Here is a 22673-nt window from a genome sequence, read left to right as displayed (position 1 = left end):
CCTTCTTTTGAGTTTTTTCCTGATGGGGTCTGTACAGGCTGAACCGGCACCTGATTTCTCATTCATCGACCCCTTTACTGACGAGTCCACTTCTCTCGGTGGTCTGCAGGGCCAGGTGGTGTACCTCGATTTCTGGGCTTCCTGGTGTATTCCCTGCCGTCAGTCCTTTCCCTTCATGAATGAACTGCATGAACGTTATGGCGACCGAGGCCTGACCATACTGGCTGTCAATGTCGACGAACAGGAAGCCGACGCAGAGCGCTTTCTGCAACAGTTCCCGGCCAGTTTCCGGATACTCTACGATCACGATGCCACGCTGCCGCCCATCTACAATGTGATGGGCATGCCGACCGCCTATCTGATAGATCACAACGGGCAAATCGAAGAAACGAAAATTGGCTTCCGCATTGATCAGCGCGGCGAAATAGAGCAGCGTTTGAGAGAGATGCTGCGCTCAGCGGGGCACTTGTGATGAAAACAGTGATTCGCTGTCTGGCCCTGATCCTGATCAGCCTGGCGCTGGCCGGGTGCACAACGGTTCAGCCCTGGGAGCGCGGAACCCTCGCGGAACCCGGCATGGACGTGGATGGGCATCCGATTGATGCCTATGTCGACAGTCACGTTTATTTCAGTCGAGAAGCAGCCACCGGCGGCTCCGGAGTCGGGGGCGGTGGTTGTGGCTGCAACTGACCAACGCAATATACGCGGCATGCTCGCGCTGGCCACCACCGGATTGCTGGGCCAGGCAGCGGCACAGGACTTCGCCAACGACTGGACCGTCAATCTCGCTTATCTGAATTATTTTGAACCAGACCGGGTGAATGTGCAGTCATTCTATGGCAAGGCGTCCGGCCAGATCAGCGACGATGCCCATATCAGTGTGGGTGTGGTACTGGATACCATGACCGGCGCCACGCCCAGCGGGGCTGTCGAGGGCTCCAATGTGGTGGCCAACACAGGCACATCAGGCGGCGGCTTCGAGGTCGATGGTACCAGTTCATCACTGGCAGACTTCGATGATACGCGGTTAGCTGTCGATCTGGATTGGGAGCATACCTATGGGCGCTTTGTGCGCGTCAACTATGGGGCCTATGCGTCCGTCGAGGGCGACTTCGCCGCACTGGGGGCCAGCGTCAAAGGCAATGTGGACCTCAACAATCGCAATACGACGCTGGCCCTGGGCCTGGGTGCTGAAGGCGATCAGAGCTCGCAACGCGATGGGCGAACACCCGAGCCCATGTCCAATGTGACGGACCAGAGTTTTTACGGCGAAGGGCGTCGCAATACCTACGATGTGCTGCTTGGCGTCACTCAAGTGCTGGGGCGGCGCACCATCGCGCAGGTCAATCTCACCTACACCCATTCGCTGGGCTACCACAATGATCCCTACAAGGTATTCAGTCGCGCCGATGAGGATGATGTCGAGGCCGAACGCTATTATGAGAACCGCCCCGATGAGAGAATCAGGGGTGCCCTGTATACCTCATTGCGCCATCAACTGACCGACGGCGACATCATAGGCGGCAGTCTGCGCTACTATCAGGATGACTGGGGCGTGGAAGCGGTCACCGGTGAACTGAGCTACCGGTTGCACATTGCCGGTCGCGGCAGCTATGTCGAACCGTTCGGACGCGCTCATTACCAGACCGAAGCCGACTTCTACCTGCGCACTCTGGGCATGGATGAGGAGTTGCCCGAATACGCCAGCGCCGATGCGCGTCTTGGTGAACTTCAGGCGTATACGGGTGGTTTGAAATTCAGTCAGCCTGTGCTGGACTGGGGCACGTTGCAAATCCGGGGAAGTTACTACTACCAGCGCTTTGAAGATGCCAACTACGACGACAATCAGGCTTTTATTGCCCAGTTGGGTTTTGAGTTCGGCAGCCGCTATCGGTAACCACTCTCAACACCGGGAGGCTGCTGTTCAAACAGTCGAACCGCCGTTCAACTGAACGGCGGGTCTATTCCCTCCACCGACTCATCCAGTTTCACATCACCTTGCGGGTTGTAATCCGGGTCGGCGGTTATCCGTTCCGGGTTCTGTGCACCAAAGTAATGATAGATGGACGAGGCAATGGACATGGGCTCTGTCTGATAGCTGTCATCTGTCGGTTCTGTGTACTGGTTGTTCACACCGGTGCGTCCGACTCTATGGGTCTTGCCGACCACCTTGCCCAGTGTGTCCGCCCCTCCGGGGCGAACGCCTTCACCACCCAGGGTGAAGAGGTTCTGGTTATTGGCGTGGTCCCAGCCCATCGAGTTGTTCAGATTGACCAGTCGGCCAAAATCACCCCAGACATTGATGATGATGTTGTCGGTACGACGCACCATACCACCGGGTGTCTGACCGGCTGCAGACCCCTGGTCGGACAGCCGGATATGCTTCATGGCCACACGCAACGCATGGAACAACTGCATCATGCGATTGCGGTAGCGATCGATGGCGTTGTTGTGGTCATCCCATCCGCCCAGGCCGGGGGTACCGACCGAAATGTACAGCGATGAGGGGTTCTCGATGGCCAGAGTCACCGCAGCACGCACCTGGCGGGCAAAGCGGGTATTGGGGTAGGACAGGCGGTCATCGGCATCGCCATCCGGGTCATCGGGTTCAACCGCCGGCAAGGTCGCATCACGTGCTGAACTGAGATCGCCGACCAGACCCGCCATGGTACTGCGGGCGGCAAAACCCTGAACGCCGGACTGGAATCGCCGCGCGTAGGCCTCATCGCTTTGCATCTGAGTCACCAGATCATCGATCTGGCTGTTGGCCGTTGCGTCGCCAGTCAGCCCACCACCCCGAGTGTAGGGGTTGTCGAAGTTGTCGTTCAGGCTCATTTCCCGCAACGGGATCGGCGTGGACAGCCCGGGGTCTCTGGCAAAGGCCGTGGTCTGACCTTCAAAGGAGACGAAGGGCAAAGGTAGGCCATGCAGGCCGTCGTCGAACTGTCCAACCGTGCGTCCGTCAGCGAGCTGGCAGCTTCCCATTGCATTGCGATGGGTATGCAGCATCAGCGCCAGGCGGGTACCCAGACCGGCCGAGTTGTCGACATTGAGTGCGCCCTTCTGATTGATGAAAATAGCTTCCCGGTGTGAGCGGGTCTGATTCTTCAGCTTGTGAATGGTGCGGTAGACCGACATGTCATTGCTGCGAATCAGGTCTTCCATATAGAGACCGCCGGCACCGGCCCAAAACCCGTAGGGTGTCAGCTGCGCATTGCCCCCATTGGCGGGGTTGCTGTCGTCATCGAGGCTGCGAGCCTGCAGAATGCCGCTGCCAAAAGCCGCTGTGTAGGGGTTCATCGAATGATAATTGATATCCTCGATGTTGGTCATGTTGCCGGACAGCTCGGAGGCTCCGCCATACAGAAAGATGTTGATGACCTGAGGCAGCACCGTGGGTGCTGTAAAGTCCACAGCATCATAGTTCAGACCTGCGGCCTGCGCCCGTTCGGCCAGCAGGCCTAGGCTGAGCGCGCTGGGCACGGCGGGCGCCATGGCGAGGCCGCGCAGGAAGTCTCTTCTTTTCATCCGTTGATCTCCTCACCCGGGCGAGCCAGATAATAGAACTCGGGCAGACGGGATACATATTCCATCACCACGTAGGTCACATCCGAATAATTCCAGCGGCTGCTGCGAACCCGGTGCTCCTCCAATGCCTGGTCGAAATAGATCTGGTTTCGTCCCTCCGGCCCCAGCATGTCCATCAGGGCATCGCGCTCGGTCCCGGTTGCGGGTCGCAGCAGCGTGGTCAGGAACAGATAGTCGATAAAGTCTTCTGCATTGAGGTTGGCAACATCCTCACGCACGGCGGTCTGCAACACATCGGCTTCTTCCGGGTGCGGCACTGCCTCCAGGAAGAGACCGCGATAGCCGCGTTCGTTGCTGCTCCAGGTGCCGCCTTCCCAGCCCTGACGATTACCTACCAGAACCCGTTCACGCATTGCCTTGCTGTGGCTGGCGAAACTCAGCGCGTCCATGGGGACATCTGGCGTGCGGCCAATCTTGTATTCCATGGCGGACGAGCCCATATTGCGCTGGTTCAGATCCGACCAGCCGTACTCCTGAATTTCGCGGGTGATTCGGCGTCCGATCTGCCCTTGATTGCGCTCTACCGACCAGTGCATGCGGTGCAGAACGCCAAACAGGTTCTCTTCAAACCAGAGTGGCCGTTCGGTCTGCAGCAGGTAGGCTTCGGAGAACAGCAGGGCAGTAAAGATATCTTCGAAGGTGGTAGGCCCCCCTTTGAGCACGCCTTCTACGACCTTCATGCGCTCTTCGACCGGCAGATCAGCGAGCAGGTAGTTGGCAATCACTTCGGTGACGCGTGGCATGAACAGGGGGTGGCTGACAATCACATTGTAGAGATCATCACAGGTCCGGATGTAGTAGTTGTCCAGAATGCGCAGGTATTCCTCGTTCTGTTCTCCGGAGCGCACCAACTGATACTGGGCGGACTCTGAGGTCAGGCGCCAGTCCTGGCAGGCTACGCCGCCGCGACGGGAATCTTCTTCTGTATCAAACAGACCCAGGAACAGTTCATAGGCCTCCAGGGCATGGTTTTCCGCCGAGCGGGAGACCCGCCAGCGCGACTGGGTGCCGAGATAGGCTCTGACAATGTCTCTGACCGATTCGTCATTCTTGATGCGCTGGCGCAGGAAGTTGTAGACGAACGCCGCATCTTTGGCGTCCGTGCTTTCCATTTCCAGCGCGGGCGAGAACATGATGGTATTGGCAAGGAAGTAGGTCATCCACTCGACATACAGGTCTCGGCTGAGCGGGAACTCACTGATCTGCGCCAGCGGGATCTGCCGATACAGAGGCGTTGTATTGTCATTGCTGCTGTTCGTGAACTCGAACAGGGCGTCTTCATCGTTGGTTGGCGTATCGTCCGAATTCAGGCCAATGCGGGCTCTGGCTGCCGCACGCTCGGCAGAACTCATGGGGGTTGTCAGGGCGGCTCGGGTATCGCGCAGGAAATTGCGGTTGCTTGGCTGCAGCGGGTAGAGGCCGTCGGAAAGGTCAAAGAATTCGTCGACCGCAACACCGCGATAGACCGTGGTCAGCAGGCGGTTGGCGACCTGATACTGTTGTTCAGGCGGCAATGACCGGAAAGTGCTGTTGCTGAGGTGTGAGGCAGCACCTTCAGCTTCATAGGTTGTTGCGTCGCGATCCCTGGGAGTGCCTGGATTACAGGCCACTATGCCCACTGCAGACAGCACAACAAACAGGAGTGGGGCAGGGCGCAACACTAACGGGTGGTGTTGGCGCTTCATGATGGGTGTCATATCCCTTTGCAATGGCGCACCAGTGGCATCCGGGCGCTTTCCAATCAATAATAGGCCGCCAGGCGAGGGAGTGATATGTCAATAAGCCGAAAGTGTGACCTAGTTCGCGAACCAGAGGGGGGACTCTGGCGTCTGCGCTTTCGAGCCATGGGCAGCCCGTGTGAAATTCTGCTCGATGAGCCGGCGGCGGAGTTGCCGGAGACCGTGTTTCGAGCGCTGCTGGCAGGCCAGCAGGAAGCGGAAAGGATAGAACAGAAATACAGTCGTTATCGCCCCGACAGCGTGCTCAGCAGGATCAATGCGACGACAGAACAGTGGCAGCAGGTCGACCCGGAAACCGCACACCTGCTCGATTTTGCCGGTCAGTGTCATGACCTGAGTGAGGGTCTGTTTGATGTGACTGCCGGCGTTCTGCGCGCCATCTGGAAGTTCGGCAGCGATGGCCAGACCCATATGCCGGAGCCCTCCGAGGTCGCAGCATTGCTGCCCCGCTTGGGCTGGCAGCAGGTTGAGTGGGCTCCCCCGCGCCTCTGGCTGCCGGCGGGTATGGCACTCGACTTTGGCGGCATTGGCAAGGAGTATGCCGTAGATCGCGTGCTGGCGCACTTGCAGGCCCAGGTTCCGCAACCCTGTCTGGTCAATTTTGGTGGAGATCTCAGGGCGTCTGCCGGGCGTGTTGACGGCAAACCGTGGCTGCTGGGAATTGAACAGCCTGAGGATGTGCGCCGGGCGGCCGGAGTGATCGGGCTCCATCAGGGGGCGCTGGCGACCAGTGGCGATACCCGGCGTTATGTCGACTATCAGGGGCAACGCTACGGGCACATACTCAACCCGAAAACCGGCTGGCCAGTGGTGGGAGCGCCCCGCTCCGTTACCGTTGCTGCGCCCACCTGCACTGAAGCGGGCATGATAGCGACCTTTGCCATGCTGCAGGGCAGTAACGCTGAGGCGTTTCTGCAGGCCCAGGGCGTGCGTCACTGGGTTTGTTGAGCGCTGGTCTGTGTCCCACTGACATTGACCCGGGCTCTGGACTGGGCTCTCGGATCACGCGGGAAAAAGCGCTCCGGCAACTGATCCAGCGAAGACAGGCGCCGTGTGTTCTTGTAGGGGAGCTTCATGAACCCCGAAACACCCAGTCCGCTGATTTCGGGTATGGCCTGAATGATGCGCTCCAGCGCGCCGCTGAAGGCTTTTTCGCGCGTTGGATCCAGCAGCACATAGTAGTTGTGCACCTTGAGGTGCGTCGGCATGGATTCGAAGATGATCAGCCCGGTGTGCCTGATGTCATTGAGAAATATAATCTCGTCCATGATGGCCTGAGGCAATTCCAGGGATTCATCCGGGTCATCGCCATCCTCGAAATAGGAATGGTTGCGGGTGCTGTCTTCACTGGTCGGTGCCGTGTGAATGTCATAGGGAATGCGCAGTTCGGGCGGGGGCACGAAGGGTTGCTCGGGTGATGCCCGCTCGACATGCTGTGTTACCCGGGCATCGAACATGCAGCACTTGAAAATGCCCTGGCGATGGATGGCCCTGCCCAGAGTGACCATATTGTTGACTGCCTGCACAAAAGGCGCCCGCAGCGCCGGGTCATGCAGGTTCAGGCTGGAGTCCATGTAGACGCCGTCCTCTTCCCAGTGCACGGCCAGGCCACCGACTATGGGGAACTTGCCCAAGCGGCTGACCGCGGCCAGAAAAGCGCGCTCTGTCGGCCCCATGCCGTGCATGAAATTCTTGTAGTATTTCTCGAGCTCGACATCATCAACCCGCGCCAGCATGTAGGGGTCTATCTGCTCTTCACGCAGAAAGCTGCGCCGCGAGCTGTAGACCACCGTCTCCATGTCGCCGTGCCGGTCAAAGGTCCAGATAGGGATCTGCGGCTTCTCTTCTGCCATCGGGAGTTCCGGCATCACGATGCGCGCCATGCGGGGCATCTGGGTCAGCAGATAGTCGCCGGCGCGCTGCCGGTCCTTGAAGTCGCCGGCAAGCAGGGTCTGCAGGGTGCGCGCAAATTCGCGTGGCAAGTTCAGCGCGGTAGCGGGAATGGCGTCATAGCCATAGCGGCAGGGCAGGGCAGAGGCGATGGCATAGAGGGTTGCACCGGCACCCTGTTCGTCAAATCGTGGTGAACTCAGACCGCCGTTGAGCTGATCTTCGCCGATAAAGTAGACATCTCCGAGCTTGGCATTGGTAGATTGGCTGTCTCCGCTGAACAGCCCCAACTGCCCCGGGCCGACCGGCTGTCCGTTGGCATCAAGTTGCGCAAAGACACTGGAGCCCCAGTCCACCAGGCGGATGGTTTCCGTGTCCGGATCAAAGACAATGTTGGAGGGCTTGATGTCGCCGTGGACAATCGGCATGTCTTCTCCGTCACGCTGATGGCGGCGCAAGGCCCGCAGGATGTCCACCAGTTGGGCGGCGATCTTGACCACCAGGCGGGGCGACAGCCGGCCATGACGGATCGCGTAGCGCTCCAGGTCCATGCCTCGTGCTCGCTCCATCATCAGCACTGATTGCCGGCCCAGACGGGTGTATTCCCGCACTGCGGGTATGTTGGGATGCTGCACCTGACTCTGCATCCAGGCTTCCTCTTCGAGGCGGTCCTGAATGCGTTGCGGCAGATTGATGCGGGAAAACTTGAAGACAAAATCGAGGCCGTTGACATCCGTGCCGCCGAACACGAAGCCATAGGCCCCCTTGCCGATCATCTCGATGTCATGAAACCCGAGCTGAGACAATTGGGCCTTGCACAGGTTGACCCAGTCCCTGATCTTCTGAGCATCCTGATGGCTCATCAGATACAGGGACTGATCTTCGTTGATGTAGAACTGTTGCAGAACCGCCGGAGCTTCGGTCATGGTCACAGCATGCCTTCCTGTTGCAATCAGCGCAACGCAGTCAGCATGGTGACCGGGTCCTCCAGGTAGCCTTTCCAGCAGTTGCAGAAGCGGGCGATGGTACCGCCGTCAATCACCCGGTGGTCTCCCGACCAGCTCACCTGCATGATGCGCCGTTCAGTGACCGAGCCGTCTTCGGCAAAGCGCGGCAAGCGCTGCATCCGACCCAGCGCCACTATGGCCACCTCCGGCTTGTTGATGATGGGTGTCGCCACCGTGCCGCCCAGTGCTCCGATGTTGGAGATGCTGATGGTGCCACCTTTCATGTCTTCCTGGGCCAGCTTGCCGGTGCGGGCGAGGTCGGTCAGTCGGTTCACTTCGGCAGTAATGTCTTCCAGCGACCGGTGCTGCACCTGCTTGATGTTGGGCACCAGCAGGCCAATCGGCGTGTCGGCGGCCATGCCTACATTCACATCGGCCAGATAGGTCAGTTCGGTGCAGTCGTCATTGACCCTGCTGTTCAGTACCGGAAAGTCGCGAATGGCCAGCTCGAGCGCCTTGATGACAAAGGGCATCATGCTGAGCTTGAGGTCCTTCTCTGCAAAGCGTGGCTTGAGTTGCTGGCGCAGCTTGTCCAGCTCGGTGACATCCACCTCTTCAGCATAGGTAAAGTGGGGGATGGTGCTCACCGCATCCGTCATCTGCCGCGCCATGGCAGCCCGCACACCCTTGATCGGCTCGGTACGGTCTGCCGCTGAAGGCACAACCGTCGCAGTTGCTGACGCCGCCTGCGGGGCAGCACCGCCTTGGTCCAGATACCGAAGGATGTCCTCCTTCAGTACCCGGCCACTGCGCCCTGAACCCGGCACCTGGCCGAGATCCAGATCGTTTTCACGTGCAATCCGACGAACAGCGGGCGTAGCCAACACCTTGTTGTGAGTAGACAGTTGACTGTCGACAGTAGACAGATTGCCAGAGCCAACTGCCCCGCTCTTCGCTGTCTTCTGTCGACTGTCATCTGTCGACTGATTTTCCGACTTTCGACTTTCGACTTCTGTCTTTTGACTGTCGACTGTCGACTCCTTTTTGTCTTCTGTCACCTGTCCGCCAGCTACCTCAATCTCAAACAATGGCTCACCCACCTTGGCAATGTCCCCCTGCTTGCAATAAAGGCGACTGACGGTACCCGTGTGCATGGCGGTGATTTCAACCAGCGCCTTGTCGGTCATGACATCAGCCACCGGCTGATCTTCGGCAATGGGGTCACCTTCCTGTACCCGCCATTCCACCAACTCGCATTCCACTATGCCCTCACCAATGTCGGGCAGAATAAAATCGGTCTTCATACCTGTTCTCTCCGTTTCTGTTCCCGACCTGTCAATAATTCAGGCTGGCCTTGATGGCCTCGTAGGTTTTCAGGTGGTCCGGCATATACTCCTTTTCGTGCGCAAGCGGAAAAGGAGTGTCCAGACCCGTCACGCGAACGATCGGTGACTCCAGGTACAGAAAGCATTCGGTCTGAATATCGGCCGCTATCTCTGCGCCAAAGCCCGAAGTTTTCGGCGCTTCATGGTTGATCAGCAGACGGCCGGTTTTACGCACCGACTCTGCCACGGCATCACGATCCCAGGGCAGCAGAGTGCGCAGGTCGATGATTTCGCATGACACGCCATCCTTTTCCGCCATGTCGGCGGCCTGCTCCAGCACCGGCACCTGGGCGCCCCAGGCCACCAGAGTGATGTCCGTGCCTTCCCGAACCCGGTCTGCCTTGCCGAGGGGCAGGGTGTATTCCACGTCACTGACCTCGCCCTGGGAGGCACGATACAACTTCTTCGGTTCAAAGAAGACCACCGGATCCGGGTCGTAGATGGCAGCCAGCAGCAGGCCCTTGGCCTGTTCCGGGTTGCGTGGCACGACGACCTTGATGCCGGGGATATGGGTAAAAAAGGCTTCCGGCGACTGGGAGTGGTAGTGGGCGCCATGAATGCCGCCGCCGTATGGCGCGCGGATGGTCAGACCACCGACATTGAACTCGTTGCCTGAACGGTAGCGGTATTTGGCCGTCTCATTCACGATCTGATCGAAGGCCGGGAAGATATAGTCGGCAAACTGGATTTCGGCAATCGGACGCATGCCGGCTGCCGCGGCCCCGTTGGCAAAACCGATAATGCCCTGCTCGGTAATCGGTGTGTTGAAACAGCGGGCCTTGCCGTACTTTTCCTGCAAGTGGCTGGTGGCGCGGAAAACCCCCCCGAAATGACCGACGTCTTCGCCGAAGCAGATGACGGTGTCGTCTTTGGCCATGGCGGTGTCCAGGGCACTGTTGATCGCCTGCAGCAGATTCATCTTACTCATCGTTCAGCCTCCACGCGGTCTTCTTGTACTCGTCGGGGTATTGGCGAATATGGCCCTTCAGGGCGTCAAGTTGCTCGCGCAGATGCCATGGAGGTGTCTCATAGACATCATTGATGAGGTCTTCCAGCGGTGGTGCGGGTACTTTCTCCGCTTTTTTCATCGCGGCCATCACGTCGGCTCGATACTTCTCGAGCGTGCTCTTTTCTTTCTCTTCATCCCACCATCCCTTGGCTTCCAGCCAGTGGCGCATGCGGGCCACCGGGTCCTTCTTGCGCCACAGGTCTTCTTCCTTGCGGCTGCGATAACCGCTCGGATCATCCGAGGTGGAGTGGGCACCCAGCCGGTAGGTCATGGCTTCAATCAGTACCGGTTCATGGTCTTCCACGGCCAGCTTGCGCGCCTGCTGAGTGGCCAGCAGCACGGCGAGGATATCGTTGCCATCCACGCGGATGGTCTTCATGCCATAGCCGACGCCACGGGCAGCTATGCCATCTCCGGCATACTGTTCATGGGCAGGGGTGGAAATAGCATAGCCATTGTTGCGGCAGTAGAAGATGACGGGTGATTTGAGCAGAGCGGCCATGTTCAGTGCCGCATGGAAATCACCTTCAGAGGCGGCGCCTTCACCGAAGTAGCAGATGGCGCAGTTCTTCTTGCCCTGCGCTTTCAGCGCATAGCCGACACCGGTCGCCTGCGGGATCTGGGTGCCCAGAGGAGATGAGATGGTGTAGTAGTTCAGGCGATCGCAGCCGTAGTGAATGGGCATCTGCCGGCCTTTGCCCAGATCCTTTTCGTTGGAGAAGATCTGGTTCATGAATTCGTCGACGGTAAACCCGCGAAATGCAAGAGCCCCCTGCTCGCGATACTGGGCCAGGATGATGTCATCCGGGTGCAGGGCAGCTGCGCTGCCGATGTCGTTGGCTTCTTCGCCGGTTTCGGTCATGTAGAAGCTGATTCGTCCCTGGCGCTGCGAGGCCAGCATGCGTTCGTCCAGTGCGCGGATGAACAGGAAGGTGTCGTAGATCTTCAGTGCCAGTTCCTGATCAATGTCGGGCAGTTCGGCATTGCGGTAGATCTTGCCGTTCTGCTGCAGGACGCGAAGGGTGGGAATCTTCATAGCATGCCCACTGATAAAGCGGGCCTTGTGTACAATATCGGCATTCGTATTGCGTTGGTCGCTCATAGTCTGTCTGCCTTGTTGTTGTGGTCTGACGGGATCGCCGCCAATGACATTATGACAACCGGGTGCCGGGATCTTCCGGGCAGTCCCTGTCTGAATGCTAGATTAGTCGAAAACGAAGGGCTGTTCGAAAATTGGCCTGAAAGGGCGGGAGAGCGAGTGGAAGGCTATGTTGACAAGGTGCCTGAGCCGGCGGTATTCGAGGGCTGGACGTAAGCGTTTACAGCATTGCTAATGGGCACGGACAAGGCTGCAGAGCAGCCCGGCTCAGACCAGCAGGTCACGCACATAGTTGGGCAGGGCAAAGGCCGCTACATGCACATCCGCATTGTAATAGCGCGGACGAAAACCAGGGTTGCCTTGCTGCACCGCCTGCAGGCGCTGCTGGATCTGCTCCGGTGTCTGGCGGCGCAGTGCCGAATCGTCAGTGGCCCAGGCCAGGGTCATGAAGCCACCGACATAGGTGGGCACTGGAGCGACATAGAAGGAGACGTCTTCATATAGAGGTGTCAGCCGGCGCCAGGTGGTGGTGATCTCGTCACCCTGCATAAAAGGTACGCCGTTCTGGGCCACCATGATGCCACCTTCAGTTAGACAGGTTTTCTCGTCCGCATAGAAGCTGCTGGTGAACAGCGCCTCGCCGGGCCCGATCGGGTCGGTGGAGTCGGAGATAATCACATCGAACTGCTCGGAGCACTGGGCTACAAATTCCCGACCATCGGCAATGACGATATTGACGCGCGGATCATCAAACGCACCCTGAGAGTGGTTGGGAAAATACTGACGGCACATGTCGATCACGCTTTGGTCGATCTCGACCTGGGTGACATGCTCAATGCCGGGGTGACGCAGCACTTCACGCAGGATACCCCCGTCGCCACCACCAATGATCAACACCCGGCGCGGGTTGGGGTGCGCCAGCAGCGGCACATGAACCATCATCTCGTGATAGATGAACTCGTCTTTTTCCGTGGTCTGTACAATGCCATCCAGCATCATGACCCGGCCCAGTGCCGGCGTGTCAAAGATCTGCAGGTGCTGGTGGTCGGTGCGGACTTCAAAGAGCAGTTCAGTGGCTTCGAAAGTCTGGGCGTAACCTTCGTGCAGGCGCTCGGAAATGACAATGCGATCGGACATGGGCGGCTACCTTGGTGGCGCATCAAAAGGGTTCAGGGCGCGGAGTATGCAACGTCAAACCTGCGGCCGTCCAGTGCCGTTACACCGATCGGCTGACCGGCGGTGTATCAGCGCTGTTTTCGCTGGTATTCGGGATGAACCCAGACTGGCGCGTCCGAAGGTGCCAGAGGTTGCCGGCCACGTATGTGGTCAGCGCATTTCTCGGCCAGCATGATGGTCGGCGCATTGAGGTTGCCGCTGACGATGCTGGGCATGATGGAGGCATCGACGACCCGCAGGTTCTCGATGCCGTGTACCTGTGCCTGCCCGTTGACCACGGCCATGGCGTCGTCTGCACTGCCCATGCGGCAGGTACAGGAAGGATGGTAGGCGCTGTCCGCGTTCTGGCGCACAAAGGCATCGATCTCGGCATCGGTCTGGCAATCGGCACCGGGCTGCAATTCTTCACCCCGGAAGGGCTTGAAGGCGTCCTGGGCGAAAATTTCCCGCGTCAGACGAACGCTCTGGCGCATCTCCCAGCGATCACGCTCGGTGCTCAGCAGGTTGGGCTGAATGATCGGATGTACCATCGGGTCGGCAGATTTCAGTGTCAGACAGCCTCGGCTTTCCGGGCGCATCGGACCGACATGCGCCTGGTAGGCGTGCAATTGCGGGTCCTGGCGGCCGTGATCAATAACCTGCGAGGGCAGGAAGTGATACTGAATATCCGGGTGCTTGACCCCGGGTTCGGAGCGAATGAAACCGCCGGCTTCAAGGTGAGCAGACCGACAGGCGCCCCAGTCATTGTTCAGGAACCACTTCATGCCGGCGAAAACCATGCCCGGCTGGGTGGTGTACTTGTAGAGGGTGATGGGCTCCTTGCAGGCCTGCTGGACATAGAGCTCCAGGTGGTCCTGCAGGTTCTGGCCGACGCCGGGCAGGTGCTGTCGAACCTCGATACCGTGTTCCCGTAGATGGTCGGCCGGACCGATGCCTGACAGCATCAGCAGTTGCGGCGAATTGATCGCCCCACCGCTGACAATCACTTCCCGTTCGGCGCGAACGCGCTTGGTCTGACCGTTCTGTACATACTCCACACCAATCGCACGCTGTCCTTCGAACAGGATGCGGGTGGTCATGGCGCCGGTTTCAGCGGTCAGATTGGGGCGCGACAGGGCTGGACGAAGGTAGGCCTGTGCGGCACTCCAGCGCTTGCCCTGGTAGATGGTCATGTCCATCACGCCGAACCCTTCCTGCTGGTAGCCGTTCATGTCTTCAGTCTGTGGATAACCGGTCTGTCGCGTGGCCTCAAGAAACGCATCGAACAGAGGATTGGGTTCATCACCGGTGTGCACGTGCAGCGGACCTGCATCTCCCCGGTATTCGTCACCGCCCACGGCTCGGTTCTCCGCCTTGCGGAAATAAGGCAGCACATCGGCATAGCGCCAGCCGGCAGCCCCCTCTTCGTGCCAGCGGTCATAGTCGAGGGCGTGACCTCTGATGTAGACCATGGCGTTCAGTGCCGAGCCGCCACCCCAGACCTTGCCGCGCGGCCAGTAGAGGCGACGGTTGTCCATGTGCGCCTGAGGTTCGGTGTGGTAGTACCAGTTGTATTTCCGGTTGCGCAGGTTGTACATCAGCGCCGCCGGCATGTGGATCTTCCAGGTGTCGTCGCGGCGTCCGGCTTCCAGTACCAGCACCTGACTGTCAGCGTCTTCGCTCAGTCTGGCGGCCAGCACGCAGCCCGCAGAGCCGGTGCCCACAACAACATAATCAAAGCTGTAATCAAATTTCATGAGGCTTTGTTCACTTCTGTAGCGTCTTTTATCGATCCTGTTTGCACCAGGTCAGAAGGGTGCTTCGACTGACCCCATCCCCACATAGACCGACTTTATCTGGGTGTAATGGGCCAGGGTGGCGCGGCCGTTCTCGCGCCCCAGACCGGACAGCTTGTATCCGCCGACCGGCATTTGTGCCGGCGACTCGCCGTAGCTGTTGATCCAGCAGATACCGGCCTGCAACTGGTGAATCACCCTGTGCGCGCGCTGGATATCGCGGCTGAACACACTGGCCGCCAGGCCATACTCGGTGTCGTTGGCGCGGCGGACAGCTTCTTCCTCATCGTCAAAGATCAACACGGCCATGACCGGACCAAAAATTTCTTCGCGCACGAAAGCCATGTCATCCCGACAGTCGGTAAACACGGTGGGGGCGACAAAGTACCCATTGGCACAGTCACCGTCGGTAATGCGATGGCCGCCGATGGCCAGGGTGGCGCCTTCTGCCTGAGCGGTCTTGATATAGCCCAGTACCTTCTGCATGTGTTTTTCGGAAATCAGGGCGCCGAGATTGGTTTCGGGGTTCATTGGGTCGCCAGCCACGATATTGTCACGAGTGCGCTGCAGCAGACGCGCCATGAAGGCGTCGTAGACCGAGCGCTGTACAAAGACCCGGGTGGTGTTGGTGCAGATCTCACCCTGGGTATAGAAATTCGACAGCATGGCGGCGGAGACCGCATCGTCCAGGTTGGCATCGTCGAACACCAGCATGGGTGACTTGCCGCCCAGTTCCATGGTCACCTGCTTCAGGGATTTGGCGGCATCCCCCATCACGGAACGCCCGGTGCCGGACTCGCCGGTGAACGACACCTTGGCAATGTCAGGATGGGCGGTCAGCATCTGGCCGGCCCGGAAGTCTCCCTGGATGACATTGAAGACGCCATCAGGAACCCCGGCTTCCTTGAAGACGCGGGCCAACTCTACTGCACCACGGGGTGTCTCCTCGGAAGGCTTGTAGATCATGCTGTTGCCGCAGGCCAGGGCGGGCGCTGCCTTCCAGCAGGCGATCTGGAGCGGGTAGTTCCAGGCGCCGATGCCGGCGCATATGCCCAGAGGCTCGCGGCGGGTGTAATAGAAGTCGCCGCCCAGATCCTGAGTGGTGCCTTCCAGTCCCGGAGCCTCACCGGCAAAGAACTCGATGGCGTCCGCCCCGGTCTGAACATCGACTTCGCTGGCTTCCTGCCAGGGCTTGCCGGTGTCAATCACCTCGATGCGTGCCAGTTCATCATTGCGCTCGCGCAGCAGGTCGGCCGCACGACGCAGAATACGACTGCGTTCCATGGCGGACAGCGCGGACCAGGCCAGAAACCCCTTGCGAGCCGATTCGACCGCAGCCTGCATCAGGGTATTGTCCGCCTGTTCCACCTGGTAGGCGACCTCCCCGGTAGCTGGGTTGGTGACGGTAAAAGTTTCTCCGTTGGCATTCGCCGCTGGCCGACCGTTAATCCAGGATGTCAAAACCGCATCATTCATCGTGGTACTCCAGATCGTGCAGAATGGGTGTCGTCGGGCGCCTGCTCGGCGCCGTCCCGAATGGCCTGATCGATATAGGCCTTGCACAGTTCAATCGCCCGGGCATGGCCGATGCGGCCTTCGCTGAGTGCCGTGCGCAGCCAGAACCCGTCGATCAGCGCGGCAATGGTGTGTGCTGTCCCGGCGAGCGCATGCGCCGGCAGTACCGGGCGCAGGTTGTACACCAGGTTGGAATAGAGGCGCCGTTCGTAGATGCGCTGCAGGCGGGCAAGATCCTCTGAATGAGCAGCCTGGGACCAGAAGATCAACCAGGCGCGGGCCGTTTTGGATTGCGTCTGCACACCGGAAAAATTGGCATCAACAATGGCCTGCAGCCGACCCTGCGGGCTATCCGGGTGCTGCCTGCGAAAACGCCTGAAGTCTCCGCGCAGTTCATTCAGCAAATGACGCATGGTGGCCTCGAGCAGGCCCTGCTTGCCCCCGAAATAATGACTGACAATCCCGGTGGACAACCCGGAGGCCTTGCTGATTCGGCCAATCGTGGTCCCCTGAAAACCATGGGCCTCGAGGACCTGCAATGTTGCCTCTATCAGTTGGCGGCGCCGCAATGGTTCGACATTAAGGCGTGGCATCAGTGCGACTCCCGGTTGTGCTGAATTGCAACATTGAATGAATATTCAATTGATTGAACGTTCATTCAAGTATTTTATGCCAGCCTGGCAGGGGCGGTCAAGGGCCTCCGAGAACAACGGTACAGTGTGATATTTTGTATATTATACCGTTATAAAGCAAAAATCCTGCCTGAAACCAAGGGCAACACCTTGAGCCCGACTGAATTAGGCTTACCGGCTGTGATAGGTTGGCGCACCGTTTTGGCGCAGTGAAAGGTGAACGATCCCGCAGAGGAACGAAGCCCGACAGGGCCTGCCTGGCCCGGCAACAGAGGATAAAAACCATGAGTCACGATAGCCCTCAGCACGATTATCGCGATGGTCTCGGCCTGTATCATCCCGAACTGGACCACGACAGTTGTGGTATTGGCTTTGTCGCCAACCTCAAGGGTCGGCGCAGTCACGACATCATTGAAAATGCCCTGTCCATGCTCACCTGCATGGAACACCGCGGGGGTACCGGCTATGACGTCAAGAGTGGTGATGGCGCCGGCATCCTGATCCAGATTCCGCATGAACTGCTGCAGGAAGATCTGGCGACACAGGGCATCGACCTGCCGGCACCCGGAGCCTATGGCGCCGGCATGATTTTCTTTCCCCAGGATGCAGGTCGGCGCGAAGCGTGCCGCGCTATCCTGACGCGCAATATAGAGAAGCTCGGCCTGCAATTGCTGGGCTTCCGCGAAGTACCGACCGACAACAGCACGCTTGGCCAGGCAGCGCTGGACAATGAGCCAAAGATCGAACAACTCTTTGTTGTCGCGCCACAGAAATTCGAGCAACAGGTCCTCGAGCGTAAACTGTACATTCTGCGCAAGCACACTGCAGCCGTTGTTCGCGAAGAGGTCGCAAACGCAAAAGACCATTTCTATATTGCGTCCCTGTCGACCCGGACCATGGTATACAAGGGCCAGTTCACCACCGCCCAGGTGCGCGAATACTACCTGGATCTGCAGAACGAAAAGTCGATGACAGCACTGGCCATGCATCACAGCCGCTTCTCGACCAATACCTTCCCGGCCTGGCGTCGGGCGCAGCCGTTCCGCTATCTGTCACACAACGGCGAGATCAACACGGTCAAGGGCAACATCAACTGGATGCGCGCCCGCGACGACCTGCTGTCCAGTGATGTCTTCACCGATGAAGAGCTGGCCATGCTCAAGCCCATCTGTGATCACACCCAGTCGGACTCCGCCAACATGGATCTGGTGATCGAACTGCTGGTGCTCAGCGGCCGGCCGCTGGAAAAGGTCATGATGATGGTGATTCCCGAGGCCTGGCAGCGTCAGGAAAACATGGAGCCCATGAAGCGGGCCTTCTATGAATACTATGCCTGCATCATGGAGCCGTGGGACGGTCCTGCCTCGGTGAGCTTTACCGATGGCCGCGTGATCGGTGCCACGCTGGACCGCAATGGCCTGCGTCCGTCACGCTATCTGGTCACCGACGACGACACCATCGTCATGGGCTCCGAAACCGGGGCGCTGGTGGTCGACCAGTCCAAAGTGAAAATGAAGGGCCGGTTGCAGCCCGGCAAGATCTTTATCGCCGACCTGGAAGAAGGTCGTATCATCAGTGACGATGAGGTGAAGGAAGGCGTCTGCTCCAGCCAGCCCTATGCTCAGTGGCTGGCGAAGAACAAGATTGTGCTGGACGACCTGCCGGCGCCCCGCATCGAAGAGCGGCCGCACGGGCCCAAGAGCCTGCGACGTCGCCAGCAGGCGTTCGGCTATTCGCAGGAGGACCTCAGTGTCATCCTGACCCAGATGGTCGGCACTGCCAAGGAGCCGTTGGGCTCCATGGGTGCCGACAACCCGCTGGCCGTGCTGTCGGATCAGCCGCAGCATCTGGCCAACTATTTCAAGCAGTTCTTTGCGCAGGTGACCAACCCGCCGATCGACCCGATCCGCGAAGAGATGGTCATGTCGCTGCAGACCTTCGTCGGCAAGTCGCTGAACCTGTTGGACGAGACTCCGGCGCACTGCCGCATGGTCGAGATCAAGCAGCCGGTGCTGACCAATGAACAGTTGCGCAAGTTGCAGCATATCGACCACAAGCGCTTCCAGTCGGCCACCATCGACATCACCTTCCGCGCTTCCGGCAAGCCGGGTGCGTTGAAGCGTGCCCTGGATCGGGTGTGCCGTCATGCACGCGATGCGGTGGAAGACGGCTACTCGATTCTGGTGCTGAGTGATCGCAAGGTCAGCACCGATCACGCCGGCATTCCGTCGCTGCTGGCCGTGGGTGCGGTGCACCATTACCTGATCCGGGAAGGGCTGCGGTCCTATACCGGTATCGTGGTCGAGGCCGGTGATGTGCGCGAAACCCATCACTTTGCCACCCTGCTGGGCTATGGCGCGGCGGCGGTCAACCCCTACATGGCCTTCGAGTCGCTGTATGACCTGCGGGACTGCGGCGCCATCGAGGAAGACTGGAGCAACGAAGAACTGGTCAGCCGCTTTACCAAGGCGGTCAATGGCGGTTTGCTGAAGATCTTCTCCAAGATGGGCATTTCAACCCTGCAGTCCTACCAGGGCGCCCAGATCTTCGAGGCGCTGGGGCTCAGCTCCGAAGTGATCAATAGCTACTTTGCCGGCACCATCAGCCGCATCGAAGGTATCGGTCTGGACGAGATCGCCGAAGAGCGTCTGATGACGCATTGTCTGGGCTATCCGAGCATCGACAATGCGCCGGACAATCTGATTCTGCGCAGTGGCGGTGACTACAGCTGGCGCAAGGATGGCGAGCGCCATCTGTTCAGCCCCAAGGTCATCCGCCTGCTGCAGCACTCCAGTGCCCGCAATGACCGTGACCTGTTCCGCCAGTATGAGCAGGAAGTCAACGATCAGGCCACAGAGGCCTTTACGCTGCGCGGCCTGCTGGATTTCAAATCCGACCGGGCATCGATTCCGCTGGACGAAGTCGAGCCGGCAGAAAGCATCTTCAAGCGTTTTGCCACCGGCGCCATGTCGTTCGGCTCCATTTCCTGGGAAGCGCACACCACGCTGGCCATTGCCATGAACCGCATCGGCGGCAAGAGCAACAGCGGCGAGGGTGGCGAAGACCCGGTGCGCTTCAAGCCGCTGGAGAACGGCGATTCCATGATCTCGCGCATCAAGCAGGTAGCGTCGGGGCGTTTTGGCGTGACCAGCCACTACCTGACCAATGCCGATGAGCTGCAGATCAAGATGGCGCAGGGCGCCAAGCCGGGTGAGGGCGGTCAGTTGCCCGGTCACAAGGTAGATGCCTGGATCGGACGCACCCGAATGGCTACTCCTGGCGTCGGTCTGATTTCGCCGCCGCCGCACCATGACATCTACTCGATCGAGGATCTGGCGCAGCTGATCTATGACTTGAAGAACGCCAACCGAAAGGCCCGGGTCAACGTCAAGCTGGTATCGCTGGCCGGGGTGGGCACCATAGCCGCCGGCGTCACCAAAGGCTATTCCGATGTTGTGCTGATTGCCGGCCATGACGGTGGCACCGGAGCGTCACCACTGAGTTCCATTAAACACGCCGGTCTGCCCTGGGAGCTGGGTGTGGCCGAAGCGCACCAGACGCTGGTGGCCAACCGGCTGCGCAGCCGCGTGACGCTGCAGGCCGATGGCCAGATGAAGACACCGCGCGACCTCGCCATTGCCACCCTGCTGGGGGCCGAGGAATGGGGTGTCGCCACCGCCGCACTGGTGGTGGAAGGCTGCATCATGATGCGCAAGTGCCACACCAACACCTGCCCGGTCGGCATTGCCACCCAGGACCGGGTACTGCGCGGGCGCTATGAAGGCCAGGTCGAGCATGTGGTGAACTTCTTCACCATGATGGCGGAAGGCCTGCGCGAGATCATGGCCGAACTCGGCTTCCGCAGCATCGAGGAGATGGTGGGCCAGAGCCAGGTACTGAAGGTCCGCGACGATCGGCAGCACTGGAAGTTCAAGCATGTGGATCTGTCATCCATGCTGGTGAAAGCCGAGCCGGTGAATGGCGACACGCTCTTCAAGTCGGTGGAGCAGAAGCATCTGGTCCACGACATCATCGACCGCCAGCTGATTCGGGATGCCGAGCCGGCGCTGGAACAGCAGCAGAAGGTGACGCTGGACTACGGCATTCGCAACACCGACCGCAGTGTCGGTGCCATGCTGTCCAACGAGATCTCCAAACGCTACGAGTCCGATGGGCTTCCTGACGACACCATCAGGGTGAAGTTCAACGGCTCGGCCGGTCAAAGCTTTGGTGTCTTCATGGCGCGCGGCGTGACCTTCGAGCTGGCCGGGGATGCCAATGATTACTTCGGCAAGGGCCTGTCCGGCGGCCGCATGATCGTCTATCCGGACGACAAGGCAACCTTTGCCGCGCGCGACAACATCATTGTCGGCAACGTGGCCTTTTTCGGCGGCACCAGTGGCGAAGCCTTTATTCGCGGTCAGGCCGGCGAGCGCTTCTGTGTGCGCAACTCGGGTGTGACCGCGGTTGTTGAAGGCGTGGGTGACCATGGCTGTGAATACATGACCGGCGGCAAGGCGATCATTCTGGGAGAAACCGGACGCAACTTTGCGGCAGGTATGTCAGGCGGCGTGGCCTATGTGCTGGACCGCTCGGGTGCCTTTGCCAGCCGCTGCAATATGGAAATGGTCGGGCTTGGGCCGGTCGAAGAGGCCGGCGAGATCGCCGAACTGAAAGACTGGATACAGAAGCATCACGACAACACCGGTTCCGATGTGGCCGCTGAGGTGCTGGCGAACTGGGAGCGCTCGGTGCAGGAGTTCGTGCGGGTGATGCCCGTCGATTACGAACGCATGCAGAGCTATATGCAGCAGGTGCGTGACGAGAAGCAGATTGATGACGAATACGAAGTCGCGGTCGAGGCTTTTGACATGCACCTGAAGCAGATGGCTGCCCACTGAGCGACGGAGGATTACAACCATGGGTAAAGTGACTGGATTCCTGGAATTTGGCCGTGAGTTGCCGGCCGATCGCGACCCGAAGGCGCGGCTGATCGACTGGCAGGAAATACATACCGACATGCCGGTGGAGGAGATCCGCCAGCAGGGTGCGCGCTGCATGGACTGCGGGGTGCCGTTCTGTCACTCGGGTGATTCGGCCCAGGCACCGCAGGTGGGTGGCTGCCCGGTGAACAACCTGATTCCCGAGTGGAATGACCTGATTTACCACAACCGCTGGCGCGAGGCGCTGGACCGGCTGCACAAGACCAACAACTTCCCCGAGTTCACCGGTCGCGTCTGTCCGGCACCGTGCGAGGATTCCTGTGTGCTGGGTATCAACCAGCCGCCGGTGACCATCAAGCATCACGAGAATGCCATCATCGAGAAAGGGTTCAAGGAAGGCTGGGTGCAGCCTGAGCCGCCGAGCGAACGCACCGGCAAGTCGGTGGCGGTGATCGGCTCAGGCCCTGCCGGGCTGGCAGCGGCCGCGCAGCTCAATTCGGTGGGCCATTCGGTTACCGTGTTCGAGCGCGCCGATCGCATCGGCGGCCTGCTTATGTACGGTATTCCGAACATGAAGCTGGAAAAGCACATTGTGGATCGCCGTATCGACATCATGCGCAAAGAAGGCATCGAGTTCCGCGTCAACACCGAGGTGGGCAAGGATGTCACGGCCGAAGAGCTGCAGGCGGATTTCGATGCGGTGCTGCTGGCCACCGGGGCCACCAAGCCGCGTGATCTGCCGATCGAGGGCCGGGATCTGGGCGGTGTGCATTTCGCGATGGACTTCCTTGGGCCAAACACCAAGAGCCTGCTCGACAGCGAACATGGAGACGGCCATTTCATTTCCGCGAAAGACAAGCATGTGGTCATCATCGGCGGCGGCGACACCGGCACCGACTGTGTGGGCACTTCGCTGCGCCACGGCTGCAAGAGCGTGACGCAGTTGGAGATCATGCCCAAGCCGCCGCTGGAGCG

The 22673-nt window shown here is 59.5% G+C and carries 16 protein-coding genes; 6 read left to right on the top strand and 10 right to left on the bottom strand.

Annotated elements, in window-relative coordinates; translation table 11 throughout:
• Positions 1-22 precede the first annotated feature (22 nt).
• Genes LAT62_RS08740 through LAT62_RS08730 form a run of 3 tightly spaced genes read left to right on the top strand, consistent with a single transcriptional unit; the run spans position 23 to position 1897 of the window.
• Positions 23-472: a TlpA disulfide reductase family protein gene (locus LAT62_RS08740; protein WP_293382095.1), complete on the top strand. Its 450-nt coding sequence runs from the start codon at positions 23-25 to the stop codon at positions 470-472.
• Positions 472-690 (top strand): DUF4266 domain-containing protein, encoded by a 219-nt coding sequence (locus LAT62_RS08735; RefSeq protein WP_293382092.1) that lies wholly within the window; start codon positions 472-474, stop codon positions 688-690. The genes LAT62_RS08740 and LAT62_RS08735 overlap by 1 nt, the downstream gene beginning before the upstream one ends.
• Positions 677-1897: a DUF3570 domain-containing protein gene (locus LAT62_RS08730; protein ID WP_293382089.1), complete on the top strand. Its 1221-nt coding sequence runs from the start codon at positions 677-679 to the stop codon at positions 1895-1897. Before LAT62_RS08735 ends, LAT62_RS08730 begins: the two co-directional genes overlap by 14 nt.
• Before the next feature lie 47 nt (positions 1898-1944).
• On the opposite strand, the gene LAT62_RS08725 is transcribed toward LAT62_RS08730, so the two are convergent.
• Together LAT62_RS08725 and LAT62_RS08720 are read right to left on the bottom strand one after the other, a co-directional pair.
• Entirely contained in the window at positions 1945-3528 is a 1584-nt protein-coding gene (locus LAT62_RS08725) for a DUF1501 domain-containing protein (RefSeq protein ID WP_293382086.1), read from the bottom strand.
• Positions 3525-5285: a hypothetical protein gene (locus tag LAT62_RS08720; RefSeq protein ID WP_293382083.1), complete on the bottom strand. Its 1761-nt coding sequence runs from the start codon at positions 5283-5285 to the stop codon at positions 3525-3527. The genes LAT62_RS08725 and LAT62_RS08720 overlap by 4 nt, the downstream gene beginning before the upstream one ends.
• A gap of 147 nt (positions 5286-5432) precedes the next feature.
• Here LAT62_RS08720 and LAT62_RS08715 point away from each other — a divergent pair, with 147 nt between their 5' ends.
• The gene (locus tag LAT62_RS08715; protein WP_293382080.1) at positions 5433-6275 is read left to right on the top strand and encodes an FAD:protein FMN transferase; all 843 of its coding nucleotides are present in this window, start codon (positions 5433-5435) and stop codon (positions 6273-6275) included.
• Here the strand turns inward: LAT62_RS08715 and LAT62_RS08710 are convergent.
• From LAT62_RS08710 to betI, 8 genes are all read right to left on the bottom strand, one after another.
• Complete coding sequence (locus tag LAT62_RS08710) at positions 6260-8143, bottom strand: protein kinase (RefSeq protein ID WP_293382119.1); 1884 nt, start codon at positions 8141-8143, stop codon at positions 6260-6262. The two genes, LAT62_RS08715 and LAT62_RS08710, sit on opposite strands and share 16 nt — an antisense overlap.
• Positions 8144-8169: 26 nt before the next feature.
• Positions 8170-9468: a 2-oxo acid dehydrogenase subunit E2 gene (locus LAT62_RS08705; protein ID WP_293382078.1), complete on the bottom strand. Its 1299-nt coding sequence runs from the start codon at positions 9466-9468 to the stop codon at positions 8170-8172.
• A 31-nt stretch (positions 9469-9499) separates the two neighbouring features.
• The gene (locus LAT62_RS08700; protein WP_293382075.1) at positions 9500-10477 is read right to left on the bottom strand and encodes a transketolase C-terminal domain-containing protein; all 978 of its coding nucleotides are present in this window, start codon (positions 10475-10477) and stop codon (positions 9500-9502) included.
• On the bottom strand, positions 10470-11660 hold the full coding sequence (locus tag LAT62_RS08695; RefSeq protein WP_293382072.1) for a thiamine pyrophosphate-dependent dehydrogenase E1 component subunit alpha: 1191 nt from the start codon (positions 11658-11660) through the stop codon (positions 10470-10472). The genes LAT62_RS08700 and LAT62_RS08695 overlap by 8 nt, the downstream gene beginning before the upstream one ends.
• Before the next feature lie 264 nt (positions 11661-11924).
• On the bottom strand, positions 11925-12794 hold the full coding sequence (gene speE, locus LAT62_RS08690) for a polyamine aminopropyltransferase (protein WP_293382069.1): 870 nt from the start codon (positions 12792-12794) through the stop codon (positions 11925-11927).
• A 107-nt stretch (positions 12795-12901) separates the two neighbouring features.
• Positions 12902-14569, bottom strand: coding sequence for a choline dehydrogenase (gene betA / locus LAT62_RS08685; RefSeq protein ID WP_293382066.1), 1668 nt, complete (start codon positions 14567-14569; stop codon positions 12902-12904).
• A gap of 51 nt (positions 14570-14620) precedes the next feature.
• Positions 14621-16084: a betaine-aldehyde dehydrogenase gene (gene betB, locus LAT62_RS08680; protein ID WP_293382063.1), complete on the bottom strand. Its 1464-nt coding sequence runs from the start codon at positions 16082-16084 to the stop codon at positions 14621-14623.
• Positions 16081-16716 carry a transcriptional regulator BetI gene (betI, locus tag LAT62_RS08675; RefSeq protein WP_293382060.1) on the bottom strand — a complete coding sequence of 212 codons (636 nt, stop codon included), beginning with the start codon at positions 16714-16716 and terminating at the stop codon, positions 16081-16083. Before betI ends, betB begins: the two co-directional genes overlap by 4 nt.
• 323 nt (positions 16717-17039) lie before the next feature.
• On the opposite strand from betI, the gene gltB reads away from it, so the two are divergent.
• Both gltB and LAT62_RS08665 read left to right on the top strand, forming a co-directional pair.
• Positions 17040-21656 carry a glutamate synthase large subunit gene (gene gltB / locus LAT62_RS08670; RefSeq protein ID WP_293382057.1) on the top strand — a complete coding sequence of 1539 codons (4617 nt, stop codon included), beginning with the start codon at positions 17040-17042 and terminating at the stop codon, positions 21654-21656.
• Between the two features lie 19 nt (positions 21657-21675).
• Positions 21676-22673: glutamate synthase subunit beta (locus tag LAT62_RS08665; RefSeq protein WP_293382054.1), on the top strand; the 998-nt coding region annotated here is incomplete at its 3' end.

This window comes from Natronospirillum sp. (assembly GCF_022565775.1).
GTDB lineage: Bacteria > Pseudomonadota > Gammaproteobacteria > Pseudomonadales > Natronospirillaceae > Natronospirillum.
This window is presented reverse-complemented; position numbering and strand designations above follow the sequence as displayed.